This is a genomic window from Solwaraspora sp. WMMD1047 (assembly GCF_029626155.1).
Classification (GTDB): Bacteria; Actinomycetota; Actinomycetes; order Mycobacteriales; family Micromonosporaceae; genus WMMD1047.
In genome coordinates, this window is sequence record NZ_JARUBL010000001.1 from 130,977 (window position 1) to 150,559 (window position 19,583).

Here is a 19,583-nt window from a genome sequence, read left to right on the forward strand (position 1 = left end):
GCTAACCGGCAATCACTACACGATCGCACCGTCCACACCTTGGGGGCGCCACCCGATAGGGGAGCCATGCCATTGCAACTTCACCGCAGCGAGGTCTCCCCACTCGGGCTCGGTGTCCTGGGCTGCGCCGCGATCGCCACCAAACGCGTTCTGCCGGCGGCGGCGCTCACCGACGGAATCGAACTGGTGGCGGTGGCGAGTCGGACTCCGGCGAAGGCCGAAGCGGTGCGCGCGCGGTTCGGCGGTCGGGTCGTCGAGGGATACGACCAGCTACTGGAACAGCCCGACATCGATGTCGTCTACGTGCCGCTGCCCTGTGGCCTGCACGCCGAGTGGATCGAACGCGCGTTGACCGCCGGCAAGCACGTGCTCGCCGAGAAGCCGCTCACCACCAGCCACGAGGAGACCGCCCGACTGGTCGGCCTGGCCAAGGCGAACGGGCTGGTGCTGCGGGAGAACTACATGTTCCTGCACCACAGCCAGCATGCCTTCGTCCGGGACCTGGTGACCGCCGGCGCGATCGGTGAGCTGCGTACCTTCTCGTCGACGTTCGCCATCCCGCCCCGGCCGGCCGACGACATCCGGTACCGCCGCGAACTCGGCGGCGGCGCACTGCTCGACGTGGCCGGCTATCCGATCCGGGCCGCCCAGCTCTTCCTCGGCTCCGAGATCGAGGTGGTCGGAGCGATCCTGCGGCCCGACCCGGCGGTCCAGGTCGACGTCGGCGGCGCGGTGCTGCTGCGCCGGCCGGACGGGGTGACCGCACAGCTCACCTTCGGTCTGGACCACCTCTACACGTCCAACTACGAACTCTTCGGCAGCACCGGCCGGATCTCGGTGGACCACGTCTTCACGCCCCCGGCCGGCTACCGGCCGTCGGTGCGGGTGGACCAGCAGAACTACCACGAACGCCGGTCCCTGGAGCCCGACGACCAGTTCGTGAACTCGCTTACCGCGTTCGTCGACGCGGTGCGCACCCCGGGGGGTGCGGTAAGCGACGAGACCATCGTTACCCAGGCGAAGCTCGTCGACCAGGTGCGGCGGCTGGCTGGTGACCGGGACTGAGCGAGAGGCGAACGGCCATGACCGTCAACAAGAATCAGATCCTGGAGCAGGTACGCGAGTACCACGCCAGCAAGGGCGGGACCGGTGAGTTCGTGCCGGGGCAGACCCGGATTCTCGCCTCCGGCGCGGTGCTCGACGAGTCCGACCGGGTCGCCCTGGTCGAGGCGGCCCTCGACATGCGGATCGCGGCCGGGGTGAGCTCGACCGCCTTCGAGCGCGAGTTCGGCCGCTACTTCGGCCTGCGCAAGGCGCACCTGACGAACTCCGGGTCGTCGGCGAACCTGCTGGCGCTCAGCGCGTTGACCACCCCGCCGCTGGAGGACCAGCGGCTGCGGCCCGGCGACGAGGTGGTCACCGTCGCCGCCGGCTTCCCCACCACGGTGAACCCGATCCTGCAGAACGGCCTGGTGCCGGTCTTCGTCGACATCGAGCTGGGCACCTACAACACCACGCCGGACCGGGTGGCCGCCGCGATCGGGCCGAAGACCCGGGCCATCATGATCGCCCACACGCTCGGCAACCCCTACCAGGCGAAGGAGATCGCGCAGCTCGCCGCCGACCGGGGCCTCTGGTTCATCGAGGACAACTGCGACGCGGTCGGGTCCTACTACGACGGCCGGCTCTGCGGGACCTTCGGTGACATGGCGACGGTCAGCTTCTACCCCGCCCACCACATCACCATGGGCGAGGGCGGCTGCGTGCTCACCGGTGACCTGGCGCTCGCCCGGTTGGTCGAGTCGATGCGCGACTGGGGCCGGGACTGCTGGTGCCAGCCGGGTGAGGACAACCGCTGCTTCAAGCGGTTCGACCAGCAACTGGGCACCCTGCCGCACGGCTACGACCACAAGTACGTCTTCTCCACCGTCGGCTACAACCTCAAGACCACCGACCTGCAGGCCGCGCTCGGGTTGAGCCAGCTCAAGCGGGTGGACGAGTTCGGGGCGGCCCGCCGGCGCAACTGGACCCGGTTGCGGGAGGCCCTCGACGGGCTGCCCGGCCTGGTGCTGCCGGAGGCGACCGTACGCAGCGACCCGAGCTGGTTCGGTTTCGTGCTGACCGTGCTGCCGGACGCGCCGTTCCGCCGCGACGCGTTGGTGGCCTTCCTGGAGGACCGGCGGATCAGCACCCGCGGCCTGTTCGGCGGCAACCTGACCCGGCACCCGGCGTACGCCGACGGGCCGCACCGGGTGCACGGCGACCTGACCAACAGCGACATCATCACCGAGCAGACGTTCTGGGTCGGCGTCTACCCGGGCCTCACCAGCGAGATGATCGACTACATCGCGCAGAGCATCCGCGACTTCGTGGCCAAGAACTCCTGACCCGCGTCGTCGCCGTACCGTCACAACGATTCCCGGTCGAGGAGAGCCATGCGCGTGCTGTTGACCAGCCATGCCGAGAAGACGCACTTCATGAGCATGGTGCCGTTGGCGTGGGCGTTGCAGGCGGCGGGACACGAGGTGCGGGTGGCGAGCCAGCCCGTGCTGACGGAGGTCATCACCAACGCCGGGCTGACCGCCGTCCCGGTCGGCAAGGACCATCTGCTGGACGCGATGATCGAGGCGAACAAGACCGTCCCCGACGCGCCGGACTTCGAGCTGTGCCAGATCGATCCCGACGCGCTGACCTGGGAACACGTCCGGTGGGGCTACAGCGACGTGGTGCCGTGGTGGTGGCGCGTGGTGAACGATCCGATGATCGGGGACCTGACGGAGTTCTGCCGGCAGTGGAAGCCGGACCTGGTGCTGTGGGAGCCGCTCACCTTCGCCGGAGCGGTGGCCGCCACCGCGTGCGGAGCGGTGCACGGCCGGCTGATGTGGAGCGTCGACGTCTTCGCCCGGATGCGCGGGCACTTCCTGCGGCTGCAGGCCGAGCAGCCGCCGGACAAGCGGGAGGACATCCTGGGACGCTGGCTGGGCTCCCGGGTGGCCCGCCACGGCGGCGCGTTCGACGAGGTGCTGACCACCGGCTACTTCACCGTCGATCCGATCCCGGATTCGCTGCGGTTCGACTCCGGGCTCGGCCTGGACCTGGACCTGCGCTACGTCCAGCAGCGGTACGTGCCGTACAACGGCCCGTCGGTCGTCCCCGACTGGCTGCGGCAGGGGCGGGAGAGCCTGGACCGGCCGCGGGTCGCGCTGACGCTCGGCACCTCCGCCATCGAGCGGTTCGACGGGTACGGGGTGTCGGTCGGCGAGCTGCTGGAGTCGCTGGCGGACCTGGACGTCGAGGTGGTGGCCACGCTGCCCCGGCGGGAGCGGGACGTGCTCGGCGGCCGGGTTCCGGACAACGTCCGGATGGTGGCGTTCGCGCCGTTGAACGCGCTGGCCGCGACCTGCTCGGTGGTGATCAACCACGGCGGTCCGGGCACCCTCTTCACCACCCTGATGAACAGCGTCCCGCAGCTCGTGGTGCCGAACATGTTCGACGAGCCGCTGCTGGCGAACTGGGTCGCGGCCCAGGGGGCCGGGTTGGCGGTTCCGCCGGCCGAGGTGACGGGGGAGCGGGTCCGGGCCGGGGTCGAGCGGCTGCTCGGTGACCCGTCGTTCGCGGCCGGCGCGCGCGGCCTGCGCGAGCAGATGCTGGCGCTGCCGACCCCGAACGACGTGGTGCCGGAGCTGGAGAAGCTGACCGAGGTGTACCGGGACGAGGCGCTGGCCGCCCGGGGCGGGCAGTGAACCGCCGCCGGCGGCGGACCTGAGGGGGCAGCATGCGCGTCCTGTTCACCGCGTACGCCGAGAAGACGCACTTCATGAGCATGGTGCCGCTGGCGTGGGCGCTGCAGACCGCGGGGCACGAGGTCCGGGTGATGAGCCACCCGGAGCTGACCGAGGTGATCACCGGCGCCGGGCTCACCGCGGTGCCGGTGAGCCGGGACCACCCGCTCTACCGGGTCAAGCGGATGGAGACCAGCCAGCGGCTCGACGTACCGTTGCTGGACCTGGCCGACCGCGACCTGGGCCGGTACGACTGGGCCGACCTGCGCGACGGCTACCGCCACCTGGTGCCCTGGTGGTGGCGGATGGTCAACGATCCGATGATCGCCGACGTGACCGAGTTCTGCCTGGCCTGGAAGCCGGATCTGGTGCTCTGGGAGCCGATCACCTACGCCGGTGCGGTCGGGGCCACCGCCTCGGGCGCCGTGCACGCCCGGGTGATGTGGAGCGTGGACGTGTTCGCCCGGATGCGCCGGCACTTCCGCCGGCTGCACGACGCGCAGCCGCCCGGTGAGCGGGAGGACGTGCTGGCCCGCTGGCTGGGCTCCCGGGTGGCCCGGTTCGGCGCGGAGTTCTCCGAGGTGCTGACGACCGGCCACTTCACCGTCGACACCATTCCCGACTCGCTGCGCCACGACCCGGCGCTGGGACTGGAGCTGGACCTGCGCTACCTGCCGACCCGGTACGTGCCGTACAACGGTCGGTCGGCCGTCCCGTCGTGGCTGCGGCAGCGGCGGTCGGAGCTGCCCCGGCCCCGGGTGGCGCTGACCCTGGGCACCACCGCGACCGAACGGTTCGACGGCTACGCGGTGTCGGTCGCCGACCTGCTGGACGCGCTGGCCGACCTCGACGTCGAGGTGGTGGCGACGCTGCCGCAACGCGAGCAGGAGGCGTTGGGGCGGGTGCCGGCCAATGTCCGGCTGGTGACGTTCGCGCCGTTGAACGCGCTGGCCGCCACCTGCTCGGTGGTGATCAACCACGGCGGGCCGGGGACGCTGTTCACCACCGCACTGCACAGCGTCCCCCAGCTGGTGGTGCCGAACATGTTCGACGAGCCATTGCTGGCCGGCTGGCTGGCCGGTCAGGGGGCGGGGCTGGCGATCCCCCGGACGGAGGCGACCGGCCCCCGGGTCCGGGAGGCGGTGCGGCGGCTGCTGGACGACCCCGCGCTGGCGGCCGGGGCGCGGGGGCTGCGTGCGCAGATGCTGGCGATGCCGGCGCCGAACGACGTGGTGCCGGAGCTGGAGAAGCTGACCGAGCTGTACCGGGACGAGGCCCGCGGCCGCTGACGGGCCGGCCCTGACCGGGCCGGGTCAGCCGTCGCCGGGTGCCGGGCCGACCAGCCCGGCCCGCTCGAAGTAGCGGTCGATGACCTCCTGGTAGTAGGTCGGGCCGAAGCCGAGGTCGGCGACCGACGGCAGGATCCGCCGCAGCTTCTCGACCGAGACCCAGTGCGGGGCGTCCACCTGGACGTAGCGCCGGTCGGCGAAGACGCCGAGCCGGGCCTCGATGTGGTCGATGATCAGGCTCACCGGCACCGACTCGCCCGACGCGACGTTTATCACCTCGCCGCTGACCCCGGCGGCCAGCAGCCGGTCGATGATCTGGATCAGGTCGGCCACGTCCAGCAGGTCCCGGCGGGCCCCCTGGTAGACGGTGACGCGGCCGGAGAGGATCTGCTGCACCAGCGCCGGAATCAGCCGGTCGTCGCGCCCGTGCGGACCGACCACATAGGTCAGACGCAGGGTGAGGTGCCGGACACCGGACGCCTGGATCCGGTGTTCCAGGGCGAGCTTGTGCCGGCCGTAGTCGGTCGGCGGGTGGATCGGCAGATCCTCCCGGCCCTGGCAGCCCCGGCCGCCGTAGAGCCCGACGGCGGCGGTGGAGAAGAAGACCAGCAGCCGGTCGTCGGCCCGGCACCGGGCGATCGTCTCGTCGACGAGCGCGGTCTCCCGCGCGTACTCCGAATCGGGGTTCTCCGGTAGCGGTACGCCGGCGGCCAGCACGGTGGCCTCCGGGTGCGCACCGGCCAACGGCGCCAGGTGTCGCGCGATGAATCCGGTCCCGATGATTTCCATGCCGCGCCGCCTCGGTTTCGACCAGTCGCCGTTGATTGTCCGGCGACACCGGCTGTTCGCCGGATATTCTGCGCATTGCAAATTACGCGTCGGCCCGCAGTGGCCGACGTGTCCCGCCAGCGAGACTAGAAGAGGTGTTTCCGGGCCGTCCAGCGAGCCGGCCGTACGGTTCGGCTTTCGCCGTTGATCGGGTAACGTCCCGGGCCGTCGGCTAACGGCCGAATGGGTCTTCATCGGAAAGGAAAGACCGAATGCGCGTGCTGTTCGCCACCTACGCCGAGAAGACGCACTTCTTCCTGATGGCGCCCCTGGCCTGGGCAATGCAGACGGCCGGCCACGAGGTGCGGGTGGCGAGCCAGCCGGAGATGACCGACGTCATCACCCGGGCCGGGCTGACCGCGGTGCCGGTCGGAAAGGACCACAGTTTCTTCCGGGTGATGCGTACGTATCCGATCTTTGACCCGCGCCGGGACCGGGTGCCCCCGTTCGGTATCGCCGAGCTGCCACCCGAGGAACTGACCTGGGAATATCTCGCCTGGGGTTATGAGCAGATCGTGCCGTGGTGGTTCCGGCTCATCAACGACTCGATGGTCGACGACCTGGTCACCCTCTGCCGGACCTGGAAACCCGATCTGGTGATCTGGGACCAGACCACCTTCGCCGCCTCCATCGCGGCGACCGCCTCCGGCGCGGTGCATGCCCGTCTGATGTGGAGTGTCGACCTCTTCGCCCGGATGCGCAGCCACTTCCTGCGGCTGGGTGCCGACCGGCCGTCCGACGACCGGGCCGACGCGCTGGCCCGCTGGCTGGGCGCCTCGGTGGGCCGGTACGGCGGCACGTTCGCCGAGGAGATGACGAGCGGCCACTTCACCATCGACTTCTTCCCGGACTCCCTGCGGCTGGACCCGGACCTCGACCTGAACCTGGACCTGCACTACCTGCCGATGCGGTACGTGCCGTACAACGGGGTCTCGGTGGTGCCGCCGTGGCTGCGGGTGCCGCCGGAGCGGCCCCGGGTCTGCCTCACCCTGGGCACCGCCGCGACCGAACGCTTCGACGGCTATTCCGTACCCGTGGGTGAGCTGCTGGAATCGATCGCCGAGTTGGACATCGAGGTGGTCGCCACGCTGCCGCAGCGGCAGCAGGAGGAGTTGGGACCGGTCCCGGAAAACGTCCGGTTGGTCACCTACGTCCCGTTGCACGCGTTGGCGCCGACCTGTTCGGCGGTGATCAACCACGGTGGCGGTGGCTCCTACAGCACCACCGTGCTGGCCGGCATCCCGCAGCTGGTCCTCTACAACTTCCTGGACGCCCCGGTCCGGGCCCGGCATCTGGTCAAGCAGGGCGCCGGGCTGGCGATGCACACCAGCGAGGTGACCGGGGAGCGGGTCCGGGACGCGGTCGCGCGGCTGGTCGGAGAGCCGTCGTTCGCCGCCGGTGCCGGCCGGCTGCGGGCCGAGCTGCTCGCCCTGCCGACGCCGAACCAGCTCGTCGGAGAGCTGGAGCGGTTGACCGAGACGTATCGCGCCGGCGCCCAGGTGCCGGTCGGCTAGCGGCCCGGCCGCGAGAAAGGAGCCACCAGATGTACGACGCGCGGCTAACTGACGTTTACGACGCGATCTACCAGGCCCGGGGCAAGGACTACCCCGCCGAGGCGGCGCAGGTGGCCGGGCTGGCCCGGCAGCGGCACCCGGCGGCGACCTCGCTGCTCGACGTGGCCTGCGGCACCGGTGCGCACCTGGCCGCGTTCGCCGACGTCTTCGACCAGGTCGAGGGGTTGGAGTACTCGGCCGACATGATCGAGGCGGCCCGACGCCGGCTGCCGGGAGTGCCGCTGCACCTCGGCGACATGCGCGATTTCCACCTCGACCGCACGTTCGACGTGGTGACCTGCATGTTCAGCTCGATCGCCTACATGGCCGACGACGCCGAGCTGACCGCGGCCCTCACCCGGATGGCGGCCCACCTGGTCCCGGGTGGGGTGGTGGTGATCGAGCCGTGGTGGTTCCCGGAGACCTTCCTGCCCGGCTATGTCGCCGGTGACGCGGCCACCGTGGACGGCCGGACCATCGCCCGGGTCTCGCACACCGTCCGGGACGGGGCGGTCAGCCGGATGGCCGCCCACTACCTGGTCGCGGATGCCGACAGCGGGGTGCGGCACTTCGTGGTGGAGCACGTGAACACCCTGTTCAGCCGGGAACGCTACGAACTGGCGTTCAAGTCGGCCGGCCTCGGTGTCGAGTACCTGCCGGGTGGGCCGTCCGGGCGCGGGCTCTTCGTCGCGGTGCGGGACTGAGCGGGTGACCGGTACGGGTGCGGCGTCAGCCGGTCATCCGGTCGGCGCCGGCCGGCGTCCGGGCGGCGAGGAAGCGCTGCACCACGAGGTAGAGCTGGCGGGACAGGTGGTGGGCGCCGAACTCCGGGCCCAGACCCGCGGCCGTGACCAGGTTCGGCAGCTCGACCTCGAACCAGCGGGCCGCCTCCTCGGGCGAACTGACGCCGAACGTCACCGCCATGCCGAAGGCCGATCCGTCCGCGTCGCCGACCGCGGCCAGCAACTGCTGTTTGCCGTGCATCATCGCCAGCGCCCGGTTCGCGGCGGCCAGGTAGAAGGCGAGCATCCGCCGGACCACGGTCTGCCGGTGCGGATAGGAATCCTCCGCCGCCGCGAGTTCGGTGGCGTACGCGTGCATCAGCTCGTGACATCGGTAGCGGTCCGGCCCGGCCTCCTCCAGCAGGTGCGCGCAGACCAGGGCGTACAGCGACTGGCGGGCGCAGTTGGCGCTGGCGTCCAACATCGCCGCGGCGGCGGCCAGGCTGATCTCGGCGCCGCCGTGCAGTCCGAGGGTGCGGAACATCCGGGCCGCCTCCATCGGCAGCGCTCGGTAGGACCAGGAGAAGAGGCTGCGGATCGAGGAGGACGAGTCGCCGTCGGCGTCCAACCGGTCCAGCAGGTTCTGGCCGTCGACCAGCTCCTGGATGGAGTCGGCGCAGGCCAGCCCCGAGCTGGTGACGATCCGTTCGGCGGCGATCCGGAGCGCGACCGGCAGGCCGCAGCAGGCCCGGACAGCCTCGGCCAGGCCGGCGGTGTCGCTCGGACCGACCGACGGGCCGATGATCCGCCGCATCAGGGTCATCCCGTCGTCGCGCGGCATGCCGCGCAGGGTCATCCGCTGCGCGCCGTCCCGGGCGGCCAGGCCGGAGAGCCGGTTGCGGCTGGTCACGAGTACGACGCAGGACCTGCCGCCGGGCAGCAGCGGTCGGATCTGGGCGGCGGACTCGGCGTTGTCCAGCACGATCAGCAGCCGTTTGGAGGAGACCATCGTCCGGTAGCGACCGGCCTGCCGCTCCAGGTCCACCGAGCCGGGATCGTCCGGCACGGGTGCCCCGCCGAGGGCGGACACCAGGTGGTTGAGCGCTTCGACGGGCGGCGTGGGCCGGCCGGACTCGGAGAAGCCGTTCAGGTTGAGGAAGAGCTGCCCGTCACCGAACCGGTGGGCCAACTCGTGCGCGAACCGGACCGCCAGGGCGGTTTTGCCCACGCCGGGTGCCCCGTTGATCAACACGATCGCGGCCTCGTGCTGCGCCTCTGCCTCGGCCACCAGGGCGTGCAGCTGCTCCAGCTCGGTCCGCCGCCCGGTGAACGGCGGGACGACCCGGGGCAGCTGGGCGGGGGCGGCCTCGCCGATCTCGATCGGCGGCTCGCCCGGCTCGGGTTCGGCGCCGGTCGCGAGCAGGGCGGGATCGTTGCGGAGGATCTGCTGGTGGCAACGCTGCAGGTCGTCGCTGGGCTCGATGCCGAGTTCCCTGATCAGCAGAGTGCGGACGTCGCGGAAGTCGGCGAGTGCGTCGACCCGCCGGCCGGACCGGAAGAAGGCGACCATCCGCAGGTAGCGCAGCCGCTCCCGGAGCGGGTAGCGGCGGACCAGTTCGGTCAGCTCGCCGATCACCTCGGCGTGCCGGCCGAGCTCGATGAGGATGGCGATGCGCTCCTCCATCGCGGTGAACTGCAGTTCGGCCAGCCGGGTCCGTTCCGCCTCGGCGAACGGACCTACCGCGCCACCGAATGCGGTACCGTGCCAGAGCGCGAGCGCCGCGTCCAACTCCCGCACGGCGCCGCTGCCGCCCAGCTGTCGGGCACGTTCGAGCTGGTCCCCGAAGACGTGCACGTCCACCTGGCAGGGATCGAGCTGGAGCGAGTAGCCGGATCCGACGTGCACCAGCAGGTCCGACGGCGCTCGGCTGGGACGGCGGGGTTCGAGCCGGCGGCGTAGCCGGGCGACGTAGGTGTAGACGCTGCTCTCCACTGTGGCCGGGTGATTGGCACCCCAGACCGCGTCGATGAGTTCCTCGCGGCTGACCACCTGCCGGGCGCGGGTGGCGAGCACCGCGAAGAGCGCCTTCTGCCGGGGCGAGCCGAGGTCGACGTCGCCGCCATCGCCGCTGGCCCGGACGGAGCCGAGCAATCTCACCTGCACAGTGCCACCCAATGCATGTGCCCCCGCTTCAGCCGATGCGGCAAGATGCGTACGCTCGAACGGGCCTGCCGACCCGTCCTCCCCCCGGAGTAGCGACTAACAGAGGCTAACAGCAACGAGCTAGCGTGGCCGGTTTTGTTAGTGAGGCAGTTACATATTCACATCGCCTGCGGGCCTGCCCTGTCATACCGTTCTTAGTCCGTTTTGGAGCTATAAAAAGCCATCTGACGTTTGCGGTGGGCCGGCCCCATCCGCCTCCTCGGCGACCCACCGCGGCCGCGGTTGACACCGGCGTACGAGGCTCGCCATGCTCCTCTGACCAGCCGGTCATCGCAGGTGGAGCCGGTTGCGACAGGCGCGGGTGGCCGGTCGTCGCCGGCCCGCGCCGGGCCCGCCGATCCCCCCTCGGCGGCGGCCCGCAAGGCCCGTGACAGTGCCGTCAGCTTCCTCTCCCCTTTGCGAGGTGCCCGTCGTGGAAGAGCCCGGAACCCACGCCCGCCGGGTGGTCGTCACCGGCCTCGGCGCGATAACACCGGTTGGTTTGAGTTGGCCGGAAACCTGGTCGAACCTGGTCGACGGCCGCAGCGGCATCAACACCCTCAGTGAGCTCGAGGTGACCGACCTGCCGGTGCGGATCGGCGGCGAGGTGCGTGACTTCCGCGCTGGCGAGCACCTGCCGGCGCCACTTGTGCACCGCACCACCCGCACCGTGCAGCTGGCGCTGGCCGCCGCCGGACTCGCCCTGCGCGACGCCGACCTGGAGATCGACGCCGACCTCGCGCCCAGGGTCGGCGTCCTGCTCGGGTCGGTGGGCACCCCCACCGCCGCGGTCCTCAGCGCGAACGCCGCCTTCACCGCCCGCGGTTTCAAGGGCATCAGCCCGTACGCCTTCGCCGGCACCGGCATCGTCAGCCCGGCCGCCGAGGTCGCGCTGCACATCGGCGCGGAGGGACCCGGCGCCGGGCTGGCCACCGCCTGCGCGACCGGCGGCAGCTGCCTCGGCGAGGCGATGTGGATGATCCGAACGGGACGCGCCGACGTGATGGTCGCCGGCGGCGCGGACGACACCCTCACCCGGTTCGATCTCGCGACCGCGGCCCGGGCGAACGCGCTGTCCCGCCGCAACGACGACCCCGAGGGGGCCTCCCGCCCCTTCGACCGGGAGCGGGACGGTTTCGTGATGAGCGCCGGGGCCGGCCTGCTGGTGTTGGAGGAGGCCGAGCACGCGGTGCGCCGCGGCGCGCGGATCCACGGCGAGCTCGTCGGCTACGGGTCGAGCACCGACGCGTACCACCTCGCCGCGCCCCGGCCCGACGGGGTCGCCGTGGAGCGGGCGATGCGGGCGGCGCTGGCGGAGGCGCGGATCGGACCGGGCTCGGTGGACTACGTCAACGCCCACGGCACCAGCACCCAACTCAACGACGCGACCGAGGTCGCCGTCCTCCGGCGGGTCTTCGGCGAGCACGCCACCTCGGTACCGGTCAGCTCGACCAAGAGCATGACCGGGCACATGCTGGCGGCGGCCGGCGCCATCGAGGCGATGGTGATGATCGAGACCTGCCGTACCGGGGTGGTGCCGCCGACCATCAACTGCGATGATCCCGAGGATCCGGCGATGAACTTCGTGCCGCACAAGGCACAGGAACACGCGGTCGAGACCGCGATGAGCAACTCCTTCGGCTTCGGCGGCCACAACGTCGTACTGATCGCGCGGCGATGGCGCCCGTGACGATCCGGGGGCGCCGGTAGGAATACGTCGGCGTCTCGCCGGCGGGACAACCAATGAGCTGCGCATTCTTGCTGGGTGGCTTGTTGAATGGCCATACCGTAGTTAATGTGCTGGCCGTAGCTGCCGGCACCCTGGCGACGCGGGAGAATCGAATGTCCGCTGATATGACCACCACCTCCGGTGTGGATCCCGAACAACTCTCCCAGCTGTCCGAAATCATCGAGCGCGTGGCCGGGGTACCGGCCGCCGAGGTGAGCCCGGAGAAATCGCTCGTGGAAGACCTCGGCCTCGATTCGCTGGCCATCGTCGCGGTCGTCTTCGCGCTTGAGGAAAGCACCTCGGGTGACATTCCCGAGGAGTCGTTGGCGGGCGCGGTCACGGTAGGGGACCTCCTGCTCCTGGCCAGCCAGGCGAGCTCGCAGAATTGATTTAACAACCCCCGTCCGATCCGCGCGGGACAATTGTCGGGACTGAGGGCCTCGTGACGTACAAAGAGTTGACGGGCTTCGATCTCCTTTCGGCCGGCTCCACGGCGGACGAGACCACGGATCAACCGTGGCTGGTCCGCTGGGATCTCGCCACGGACGTCGAGCGACTGGTACTTGACACCCTGCCGGCCACAATGGACTTCTGGACCTCGGGCAGCACCGGACCCAGCCAGTGCTGGCGGCGTACCCGGGAGCAGTTGTGGGCCGAGGCCGGCCTGCTGGCCGACCTGCTGGCCGACGACCGGCCGACCGCGGTCGTGTCGTTCGCGCCGCCCCGGCACGTCTACGGGATGCTCGCCAGCGTCCTGGTGCCGGCCCGGCTCGGGCTGCCGGTCTGGTATCGCCCCAGGTACTTCGGTGCGATGCCGCCCCAGGAACTGGTCGACCCGGACGGCAGCACCGTCCGGCTGGACCGCTGGGCGGTGGTGGCGGTGCCGTGGACGTTCTCGATCCTGAGCCGGCACCTGCCCTGGGTCCGGGCGGCCGACCGGGTCAGCATCCTGCACAGCTCCGCCATGGTGCCCGCGTCGGCCGGCGACCTGCTGGCCGAACTCGACCCGGGCCAGGCCCGCATCGTCGAGATCTTCGGCTCCACCGAGGCCGGCGGGGTGGCCACCCGCGAGTGGGACAGCTCGGACCCGCCCTGGCAGCTCTTCGCCGACGTCGACCTGGTGACGACGCCTGATCCGGACGGCGAGGATGGGGACACCGAGGTGCCGCTGGTGATCCGCAGTCCCCGGCTGGCCCACCGGCCCGGCGCCGAGGCGCCGGCCACCTGGCAACTCGACGACTTCGTCGAGCCGATCGACGAACGCCGGTACCGGTTCGCGGGACGGCGGTCCCGACTGGTGAAGGTCAACGGCCGGCGGATCAACCTGGACCTGCTCCAGGAGTCCCTGCGGACCAGGCTGCGCTGCGCCGACCTGGCCTTCCTCCCGGTCACCGACGCCACCAGCGGCGAGCACCTGGACCTGCTGGTGGTGCCGGAACCCGGACAGCCGCTGACCATGACCGAGGTACACACGGCCGTCTCACAGCTCGAGGTGCGGCCCCGACAGGTGCACCTCGTCGACCGGATCGACCGATCCGAGACGGGCAAGCTGCGCCGGCTCCAACCACCGCTCACCTCCGGAACGGGAGCAGACTCGTGACCCTCTTCGTGACAGACCAGCGCAGGGAACGGCTCGCCGACGTGCTCCGGAGCTCCGGCTGGGACGGACGCGTCGACGAGTGCAGCTACGACGACACCGTCCGGATGCAGGCCAGCGCCGCCGTCCTGGCGAAGGTGCTGGCGGCGGACTCCCCGGTCTACGGCATCACCCACGGCTTCGGGCCGCTGGTGGCGTTCGCCGCGTCCGACTCCGCCGTCGAACAGGGCAGCGGCCTGATCGCCCACCTCGGTTCCGCCCAGGGCCGCCCGCTCGACCCCGACGCCTGCCGGCTGGTGGTGTGGCTGCGGCTGAACAGCATGCGCCAGGGCTACTCGGCCGTGTCCCCGGAGTTCTGGCAGGTCCTGGCGGACCTCTGGAACGCGGGCTTCACCCCGGCCATCCCGCGCGACGGGACGGTGAGCGCGAGCGGTGACCTGCAACCGCTGGCCCACGCGGCGCTGGCCCACGCCGGCAACGGCGAAGCCTGGGTACGCGGTGACGACGGTCGCTGGGACACCCGCCCCGCCGGCCAGGCGCTTGCCGCGCTGGGCTCCGAGCCGATCGTCTGGCCGGCCCGGGAGGCGCTGGCCTTCGTCAACGGCACCAGCGTCGGGCTCGCCGTCACCATCCTCAACCACCGGTCGGTGCTGCGGCTGACCCGCGCGGTCGCCATCCTCACCGCCCGGATCGCCCGGCTGCTCGGCTCCAACCCGGAGGCGTACCACCACGGCATCGGCCAGGCCCGCGGCCAGGTCGGGCAGCTCACCGTCGCCCGCTGGATCCGCGACGACCTGCCCGCCGGGATGGAGCGCGACCCGAGCCGGCCGCTGCAGGAGCCGTACAGCCTGCGCTGCGCCCCGCAGGTGCTGGGCGCGGTGCTCGACCAGCTCAACGCCGCCGAGGAGATCCTGGTACGCGAGGCGACCGGCTGCACCGACAACCCGATCTGCTTCGAAGGCGAGCTGCTGCACGGCGGGAACTTCCACGCGATGCCGGTCGGCCTCTGCTCCGACCAGCTCGGCCTCTGCCTGCAGCAGGTGGCCTTCCTGGCCGAACGGCAACTCGCGCTGCTCTGCGACCCGACCTACAACGGTGGGGTGCCGCCGATGCTGACCCCCCGGCCGGGTGCCGGCAGCGGACTGGCCGGCGTGCAGCTCAGCGCCACCTCGTTCGTCTCCCGGATCCGGCAGCTCGCCTATCCCGCCTCGCTGACCGCGCTGCCGACCAACGGCGGCAACCAGGACCACGTACCGATGGCCCTGAACGGGGCGAACTCGGTGGCCGAGGCGGCCGACCTGGCCTGGCTGGTGGTCGGCTCGCTCGCGGTGGCCACCGCGCAGCGGGCGGCCATCACCGGCGCGCCGGCCGAGGCAGCCGGCCTCTGGGCCGAGTTGGCGGCGCTCTCGCCGCCGCTGGAGCGGGACCGTCCGCTGGCCGCCGAGGTGCGCGGCGCCCGGGACCTGATGGTCGCCGTCGCCGCCGAGCGGCTGGCCGACGAGGACCGCTGAGATGTCGACGGGCGCAGAGGGCGCAGCGAGCCGATCGGTGCTGGTGACCGGAGGCAACCGCGGCATCGGCCTGGCGGTGGCCCGGGAGCTGGCCCGGGTCGGTGACCGGGTCGCCGTCACCTACCGGTCCGGTGAGCCACCGGCCGGGCTGTTCGGGGTGCGCTGTGACGTGACCAGCGGGGCCGACGTCGACGAGGCGTTCGGCAAGGTGGAGGCCGAACAGGGGCCGGTCGAGGTGCTGGTCGCCAACGCCGGCATCACCCAGGACACGCTGCTGGCGATGATGCCCGAGGAGAAGTTCACCACCGTCCTGGACACCAACCTGACCGGGGCGTACCGGGTGACCAAGCGGGCGGTCCGGGGCATGCTCCGGGCCCGGTACGGCCGGGTGGTGCTGATCTCCTCGGTGCTGGGCATGTTCGGCTCGGCCGGGCAGGCCAACTACGCGGCCAGCAAGGCGGGCATGATCGGGTTCGCCCGCTCGCTGGCCCGGGAGCTGGGTCCGGCCGCGATCACCGTGAACGTGGTGGCGCCCGGCTACATCGAGACCGACATGACCGCGGTGCTCGACCCGAAGCGGCAGGAGACCGCCAGGACCATCATCCCGCTGAAGCGCTTTGCGGTGCCGCACGAGGTCGCCCGGGTGGTGCGCTTCGTGGCCAGCGAGGACGCCGGCTACATCACCGGGGCGGTGATCCCCGTGGACGGTGGCCTCGGCATGGGCCACTGATGCACACCGCGCCGCCTCCAGACGACACCACTCGCCCCGAGCCGGCCACGCCCGCACCGGCCACATCGGTCTCGCCCGAGCTGGTCCAAGCGGCCCCACCTGACTCCGCCGCGCCCGAGCCGGCCGCGCCTGAGCCGGCCGCGCCTGAGCCGGCCGCGCCTGAGCCGGCCCCACCCGTGCCGGCCGCGCTGGGGCTGGTCGCGTCGGAGCCGGCTGGGTCTGTGTCGGCCGCGCTGGTGCCGGCCGCGTCGGACGATCTGCCGCCGTTCGCCCGCTGGCCGGTGCTGGCGCTCGGTGCGGCGGTGGGGGCCGTGCTCCTGCTGACCAGCGGCCGGTACGGCTACTTCGGCGACGAGCTCTACTTTCTGGCCGCCGGGCAGCGGCTGAGCTGGGGGTACGCCGATCAGCCGCCGCTACTGCCGCTGCTGGCCCGGGCCGCCGACGAGCTGGCCGGCGGTTCGCTGCTCGCGTTGCGTACCCCGTCGATGGTCTTGACGGTGCTCGGCATCGTGCTGACCGCGCTCATCGCCCGGGAGTTGGGCGGCGGGCGGCGGGCCCAGGTGCTGGCGGCCGCGGCGTTTCCCACCTCGGGCTTTCTGCTGTCGGCCGGGCACCTGCTCTACACGGCCACCGTGGACGTCTTCGGTTGGACGCTTGTGACCTGGCTGCTGGTGCGCTGGACGCGGACCCGCCGGGATCCGCTGCTGGTCGGGGTGGGCGCGGCGGTCGCCGTCACCCTCCAGGCTAAGTACCTGATCGTCGCGCTCTGCGTGGTGGCGGTGGGTTGCCTGCTCGCGGTCGGTCCGCGGGCCGCGCTGCGCCGCCCGGCGCTCTGGCTGGGCGCCGGCCTGGCGGCGGTCTCGGCGGTGCCGGGCCTGATCTGGCAGGCCACCAACGGCTGGCCGCAGCTGCGGATGGGCCAGGTGATCGCCGCCGAGAGCGGCGAGAGCGGCCGGCTGTTCTTCCTGCCGGGCCTGCTGCTCACCGCCGGCCTACTGGTCGGCGCGGTACTACTCTGTTATGGACAGTGGCGGCTGCTGCGGGCCGACCGGCTGCGCGACTACCGCTATCTGGGCTGGACGACCCTGCTGCTCGCGGTCGTGTTTCTCGCCGCCGGCGGGCGGCCGTACTACCTGGCCGGCGTGTTCCCGCTGCTGTGGGCGGTGGCGGCGGTGGAGTTGCAGGAGCGGCGCCCGGCCCGCTGGTGGCGCTGGATCCCGAGCCGTCCGGTGTACGCGCTGTCCATGCTCTTCGCCCTCAACTCGTTGCCCGTGGTGCCGGCGAGCTGGCATTCCGACAACGCCGACCTGGTGACCCGGGGGAGTCTCGGCTGGCCGGAGCTGGCCGACACGGTGGCCGGCGCCTACCGGGCGCTCCCGGCCGAACAGCAGGCCGGCGCGGTGCTGGTCGCCGACAACTACTGGCGGGCCAGCGCGCTGGAATGGTTCGGCCCGGACCGCGGCCTACCCCCGACCTACAGCGCAAACCGGGGGTACGCCTACTTCGGCGCGCCCCCCGACGACTCCGGACTGGTGCTCTTCGTCGGGGACGACCCCGGCGAGCTGCGGGAGCACTTCGGCTCCGCTCAGCAGGTGGCGTCGGTGCGCAGCCCCGGCGTGACGCACACCGTCTGGCTCTGCGCCGACCGCCAGCGCCCGTGGTCGCAGATCTGGCCCACCTACCGCGACCTGTGACCCGACCTGGGTGAGTAAACGTGATCGTGGGCAGGCCGTGATCCGCTGACCCGCGGTCCGGTCACTGTCGGGAGCGCCGACGTTGAGACGATTCGTTGTCGCCCCAGCGCAATGCCAGGAAGTTAAGTGCTTTCCGGGCCGGGTTTGGTGAGGTTGGTGGTGTAGGTGGCTGTGGTTGATGCTGGTTCGGTTCGTTTCTTGCCGCGGTAGGGCGAGGTAGGGCGTTTGACCGCTCGGGGGCTGGAGCGTGACCGGCGTGGGCCGGTCTGATCGTCTAGGAGTTCGTCAGCGACCGTGATCAGTGCGCTGGTGAGGTCCCGGCTGGTGGTGATCGCGGTGTTGATGACGTGTCGACGTGCCAGGCGTAGGCAGGTCAGGAACGGTAGTCGGTCGGGGTCGAGGTGATGCTCGGCGGCGGTCGTGGTGATCAGGTCCCGTAACGCTTGGTAGACGATGAGATGAGCCCACATCTCCTGCCGGACACCGGTGGGATCGTGGGAACGTAGTACGACCTTCGACCCTCGCTGGTGGGTCTTGAGGTTCTGGTAGCTGTTCTCTGTTTCCCAGCGTTGGTGGTAGCAGTCGATCAGCTGTCCCGCGGTGATGTCCTGCGGGCAGAGTAGGTTGGTGACCAGCCGGTACCGCTCGGTCCGGCATGCCGTCACGCCGTGTCGGTTGGTGGTGGCGACCGTGACGGTGTACTCGATCACCCGGACGGTGATGACCGGTTCGGTGCCCCGCCGCCGCCCTGGTGGGGGTTTGATGACTGATATCCAAGATCCATCTGGCAGTGCCCTTACCACGGGCAGGTGGCGGTTGGACTTCATCCGCCAGAGCAGTCCTGCGCCGGTGGCCTCCGCTGCCCGCCACAGGTCATAGCCGTGAAAGTTCCGGTCAGCGACGAGCAGCATGTCTTCCCGTAGCAGGGGAAGCAGGGCGCGGGCCTGGACCATTTCCGCTTCGCGGCCGAACGACGCACCGATGACCGCATGCGTGCCACACTCGATCAACGTCAACAGCCACAGCCGTGGGTAGCCCGCCGTGTTGCCACCGCCACCCGCATCACGACCAAAAGCGGCCTCATTGGCGGGACTGTCGGCCGTCTGCAGCTTGGTGCCGTCCCAGGCCACGACCCGCCGTCCGGCCACGAACACGCCGGGCATGCCCGGCTCGCCCCGCGCCCCGGCCACCCGCTCGAACAGATATCTCAGAGGCGCCTCCCCCAACCGCTGACGGGCCTGAGAAAACGCCGAGGTGGTAGGGGTGATCCTGGCCAACGCGGGCCAGCCCGAAACCAGCAACCGCCACACCTGCCGGTAGCCGTCCGTACTGAACAGGCACATCGCCAACACAAACAACACCACCACCCGAGCCGGCAGCAGACGTACCCGCCGCTGAGTGACTCCGGTCGCCGCTACCGCCTCATCGATGAGCTCTCGCGGCACCGACTGTGACAGCACGCCCAGCCCGATGTGTTGCCACGCGGCGCCCGCACCAAGCCGCGGCAACGCATCCATGGAAGAATCCCCGGACAACGAAGCTCCTGTATGAATTTAGATCTTGGTCGATCCACGTTCTACAGGAGCTTCGTCTTATTCAGGCACGTGACACACCCTTAACTTCCTGGCATTGCGCCCCAGCGACATCAGAACGTCTCAACGCGCTGCCCCGGACCGGTCTGTTACCGGTTGGCCAGGAAGCGGACCAGGCTGTGGACGATCAGGAAGGCGGCCACCAGGCCCCACCCGACCAGCACGCCGAGCAGCGCGCTGTCCAGGAAGAGCAGGCCGATTCCGACCCCGGTCGGCAGCGCGGTCATCAGCAGAGTGGACCAGCCCTTGGCGCTTAGACTCTCCATAATGGACTCCATTCAGATCGGCTGCCGACCGCATATGCGGTCGCGCGGCTGGCGCCGCCGTTGGTTGCCGCACCCGGTCCCCGGGTG

At 71.0% G+C, this 19,583-nt stretch carries 16 protein-coding genes; 12 read left to right on the plus strand and 4 right to left on the minus strand.

Annotation, left to right across the window (positions count from 1 at the left end):
- The first annotated feature begins 66 nt into the window (after window positions 1–66).
- From O7627_RS00575 to O7627_RS00590, 4 genes are read left to right on the plus strand one after another with little or no spacing between them, the layout of a single operon-like run.
- On the plus strand, window positions 67–1,065 hold the full coding sequence (locus O7627_RS00575; protein ID WP_278091533.1) for a Gfo/Idh/MocA family oxidoreductase: 999 nt from the start codon (window positions 67–69) through the stop codon (window positions 1,063–1,065).
- A 17-nt stretch (window positions 1,066–1,082) separates the two neighbouring features.
- Window positions 1,083–2,387, plus strand: a complete 1,305-nt coding sequence (gene rfbH, locus O7627_RS00580) for a lipopolysaccharide biosynthesis protein RfbH (RefSeq protein WP_278091534.1) — start codon at window positions 1,083–1,085, stop codon at window positions 2,385–2,387.
- Window positions 2,388–2,435: 48 nt separating this feature from the next.
- Entirely contained in the window at window positions 2,436–3,743 is a 1,308-nt protein-coding gene (locus O7627_RS00585) for an activator-dependent family glycosyltransferase (protein ID WP_278091535.1), read from the plus strand.
- 32 nt (window positions 3,744–3,775) lie between these two features.
- Entirely contained in the window at window positions 3,776–5,071 is a 1,296-nt protein-coding gene (locus tag O7627_RS00590) for an activator-dependent family glycosyltransferase (RefSeq protein WP_278091536.1), read from the plus strand.
- Between the two features lie 24 nt (window positions 5,072–5,095).
- On the opposite strand, the gene O7627_RS00595 is transcribed toward O7627_RS00590, so the two are convergent.
- Window positions 5,096–5,860: an NAD-dependent epimerase/dehydratase family protein gene (locus tag O7627_RS00595; RefSeq protein WP_278091537.1), complete on the minus strand. Its 765-nt coding sequence runs from the start codon at window positions 5,858–5,860 to the stop codon at window positions 5,096–5,098.
- 251 nt (window positions 5,861–6,111) lie between these two features.
- On the opposite strand from O7627_RS00595, the gene O7627_RS00600 reads away from it, so the two are divergent.
- Both O7627_RS00600 and O7627_RS00605 read left to right on the plus strand, forming a co-directional pair.
- Window positions 6,112–7,413 (plus strand): activator-dependent family glycosyltransferase, encoded by a 1,302-nt coding sequence (locus O7627_RS00600; protein ID WP_278091538.1) that lies wholly within the window; start codon window positions 6,112–6,114, stop codon window positions 7,411–7,413.
- A 29-nt stretch (window positions 7,414–7,442) separates the two neighbouring features.
- The gene (locus O7627_RS00605; protein WP_278091539.1) at window positions 7,443–8,156 is read left to right on the plus strand and encodes a class I SAM-dependent methyltransferase; all 714 of its coding nucleotides are present in this window, start codon (window positions 7,443–7,445) and stop codon (window positions 8,154–8,156) included.
- 25 nt (window positions 8,157–8,181) lie between these two features.
- On the opposite strand, the gene O7627_RS00610 is transcribed toward O7627_RS00605, so the two are convergent.
- Window positions 8,182–10,338 (minus strand): BTAD domain-containing putative transcriptional regulator, encoded by a 2,157-nt coding sequence (locus O7627_RS00610; protein WP_278091540.1) that lies wholly within the window; start codon window positions 10,336–10,338, stop codon window positions 8,182–8,184.
- 472 nt (window positions 10,339–10,810) lie between these two features.
- Between O7627_RS00610 and O7627_RS00615 the strand changes: the two genes are divergently transcribed.
- The 6 genes from O7627_RS00615 to O7627_RS00640 all read left to right on the plus strand — a co-directional run bounded on the left by O7627_RS00615 (window position 10,811) and on the right by O7627_RS00640 (window position 17,638).
- Window positions 10,811–12,067, plus strand: a complete 1,257-nt coding sequence (locus tag O7627_RS00615; RefSeq protein WP_278091541.1) for a beta-ketoacyl-[acyl-carrier-protein] synthase family protein — start codon at window positions 10,811–10,813, stop codon at window positions 12,065–12,067.
- A 107-nt stretch (window positions 12,068–12,174) separates the two neighbouring features.
- A complete protein-coding gene (locus O7627_RS00620; RefSeq protein WP_278091542.1) occupies window positions 12,175–12,495 on the plus strand; it encodes an acyl carrier protein in 321 nt (106 codons plus the stop codon).
- A 53-nt stretch (window positions 12,496–12,548) separates the two neighbouring features.
- Window positions 12,549–13,706: a class I adenylate-forming enzyme family protein gene (locus O7627_RS00625; RefSeq protein ID WP_278091543.1), complete on the plus strand. Its 1,158-nt coding sequence runs from the start codon at window positions 12,549–12,551 to the stop codon at window positions 13,704–13,706.
- Window positions 13,703–15,214 carry an aromatic amino acid ammonia-lyase gene (locus tag O7627_RS00630; protein WP_278091544.1) on the plus strand — a complete coding sequence of 504 codons (1,512 nt, stop codon included), beginning with the start codon at window positions 13,703–13,705 and terminating at the stop codon, window positions 15,212–15,214. Before O7627_RS00625 ends, O7627_RS00630 begins: the two co-directional genes overlap by 4 nt.
- Window position 15,215: 1 nt before the next feature.
- Window positions 15,216–15,944, plus strand: coding sequence for a 3-oxoacyl-ACP reductase FabG (gene fabG, locus O7627_RS00635; protein WP_278091545.1), 729 nt, complete (start codon window positions 15,216–15,218; stop codon window positions 15,942–15,944).
- Window positions 15,945–16,165: 221 nt separating this feature from the next.
- The gene (locus O7627_RS00640) at window positions 16,166–17,638 is read left to right on the plus strand and encodes a glycosyltransferase family 39 protein (protein ID WP_278091546.1); all 1,473 of its coding nucleotides are present in this window, start codon (window positions 16,166–16,168) and stop codon (window positions 17,636–17,638) included.
- 122 nt (window positions 17,639–17,760) lie between these two features.
- Here O7627_RS00640 and O7627_RS00645 read toward each other — a convergent pair whose 3' ends face one another.
- Window positions 17,761–19,155, minus strand: a complete 1,395-nt coding sequence (locus O7627_RS00645) for an IS4 family transposase (RefSeq protein WP_278091547.1) — start codon at window positions 19,153–19,155, stop codon at window positions 17,761–17,763.
- Between the two features lie 164 nt (window positions 19,156–19,319).
- The gene (locus O7627_RS00650; protein WP_278091548.1) at window positions 19,320–19,496 is read right to left on the minus strand and encodes a hypothetical protein; all 177 of its coding nucleotides are present in this window, start codon (window positions 19,494–19,496) and stop codon (window positions 19,320–19,322) included.
- Between the last annotated feature and the right edge of the window lie 87 nt (window positions 19,497–19,583).

Coding starts and splice junctions, on each gene's coding strand:
- O7627_RS00585 (WP_278091535.1), top strand. CDS start 2,436: ATGCGCGTGCTGTTGACCAGCCATGCCGAGAAGACGCACTTCATGAGC.
- O7627_RS00650 (WP_278091548.1), bottom strand. CDS start 19,496: ATGGAGAGTCTAAGCGCCAAGGGCTGGTCCACTCTGCTGATGACCGCG.
- fabG (WP_278091545.1), top strand. CDS start 15,216: ATGTCGACGGGCGCAGAGGGCGCAGCGAGCCGATCGGTGCTGGTGACC.
- O7627_RS00595 (WP_278091537.1), bottom strand. CDS start 5,860: ATGGAAATCATCGGGACCGGATTCATCGCGCGACACCTGGCGCCGTTG.
- rfbH (WP_278091534.1), top strand. CDS start 1,083: ATGACCGTCAACAAGAATCAGATCCTGGAGCAGGTACGCGAGTACCAC.
- O7627_RS00605 (WP_278091539.1), top strand. CDS start 7,443: ATGTACGACGCGCGGCTAACTGACGTTTACGACGCGATCTACCAGGCC.
- O7627_RS00600 (WP_278091538.1), top strand. CDS start 6,112: ATGCGCGTGCTGTTCGCCACCTACGCCGAGAAGACGCACTTCTTCCTG.
- O7627_RS00590 (WP_278091536.1), top strand. CDS start 3,776: ATGCGCGTCCTGTTCACCGCGTACGCCGAGAAGACGCACTTCATGAGC.
- O7627_RS00575 (WP_278091533.1), top strand. CDS start 67: ATGCCATTGCAACTTCACCGCAGCGAGGTCTCCCCACTCGGGCTCGGT.
- O7627_RS00645 (WP_278091547.1), bottom strand. CDS start 19,155: ATGGATGCGTTGCCGCGGCTTGGTGCGGGCGCCGCGTGGCAACACATC.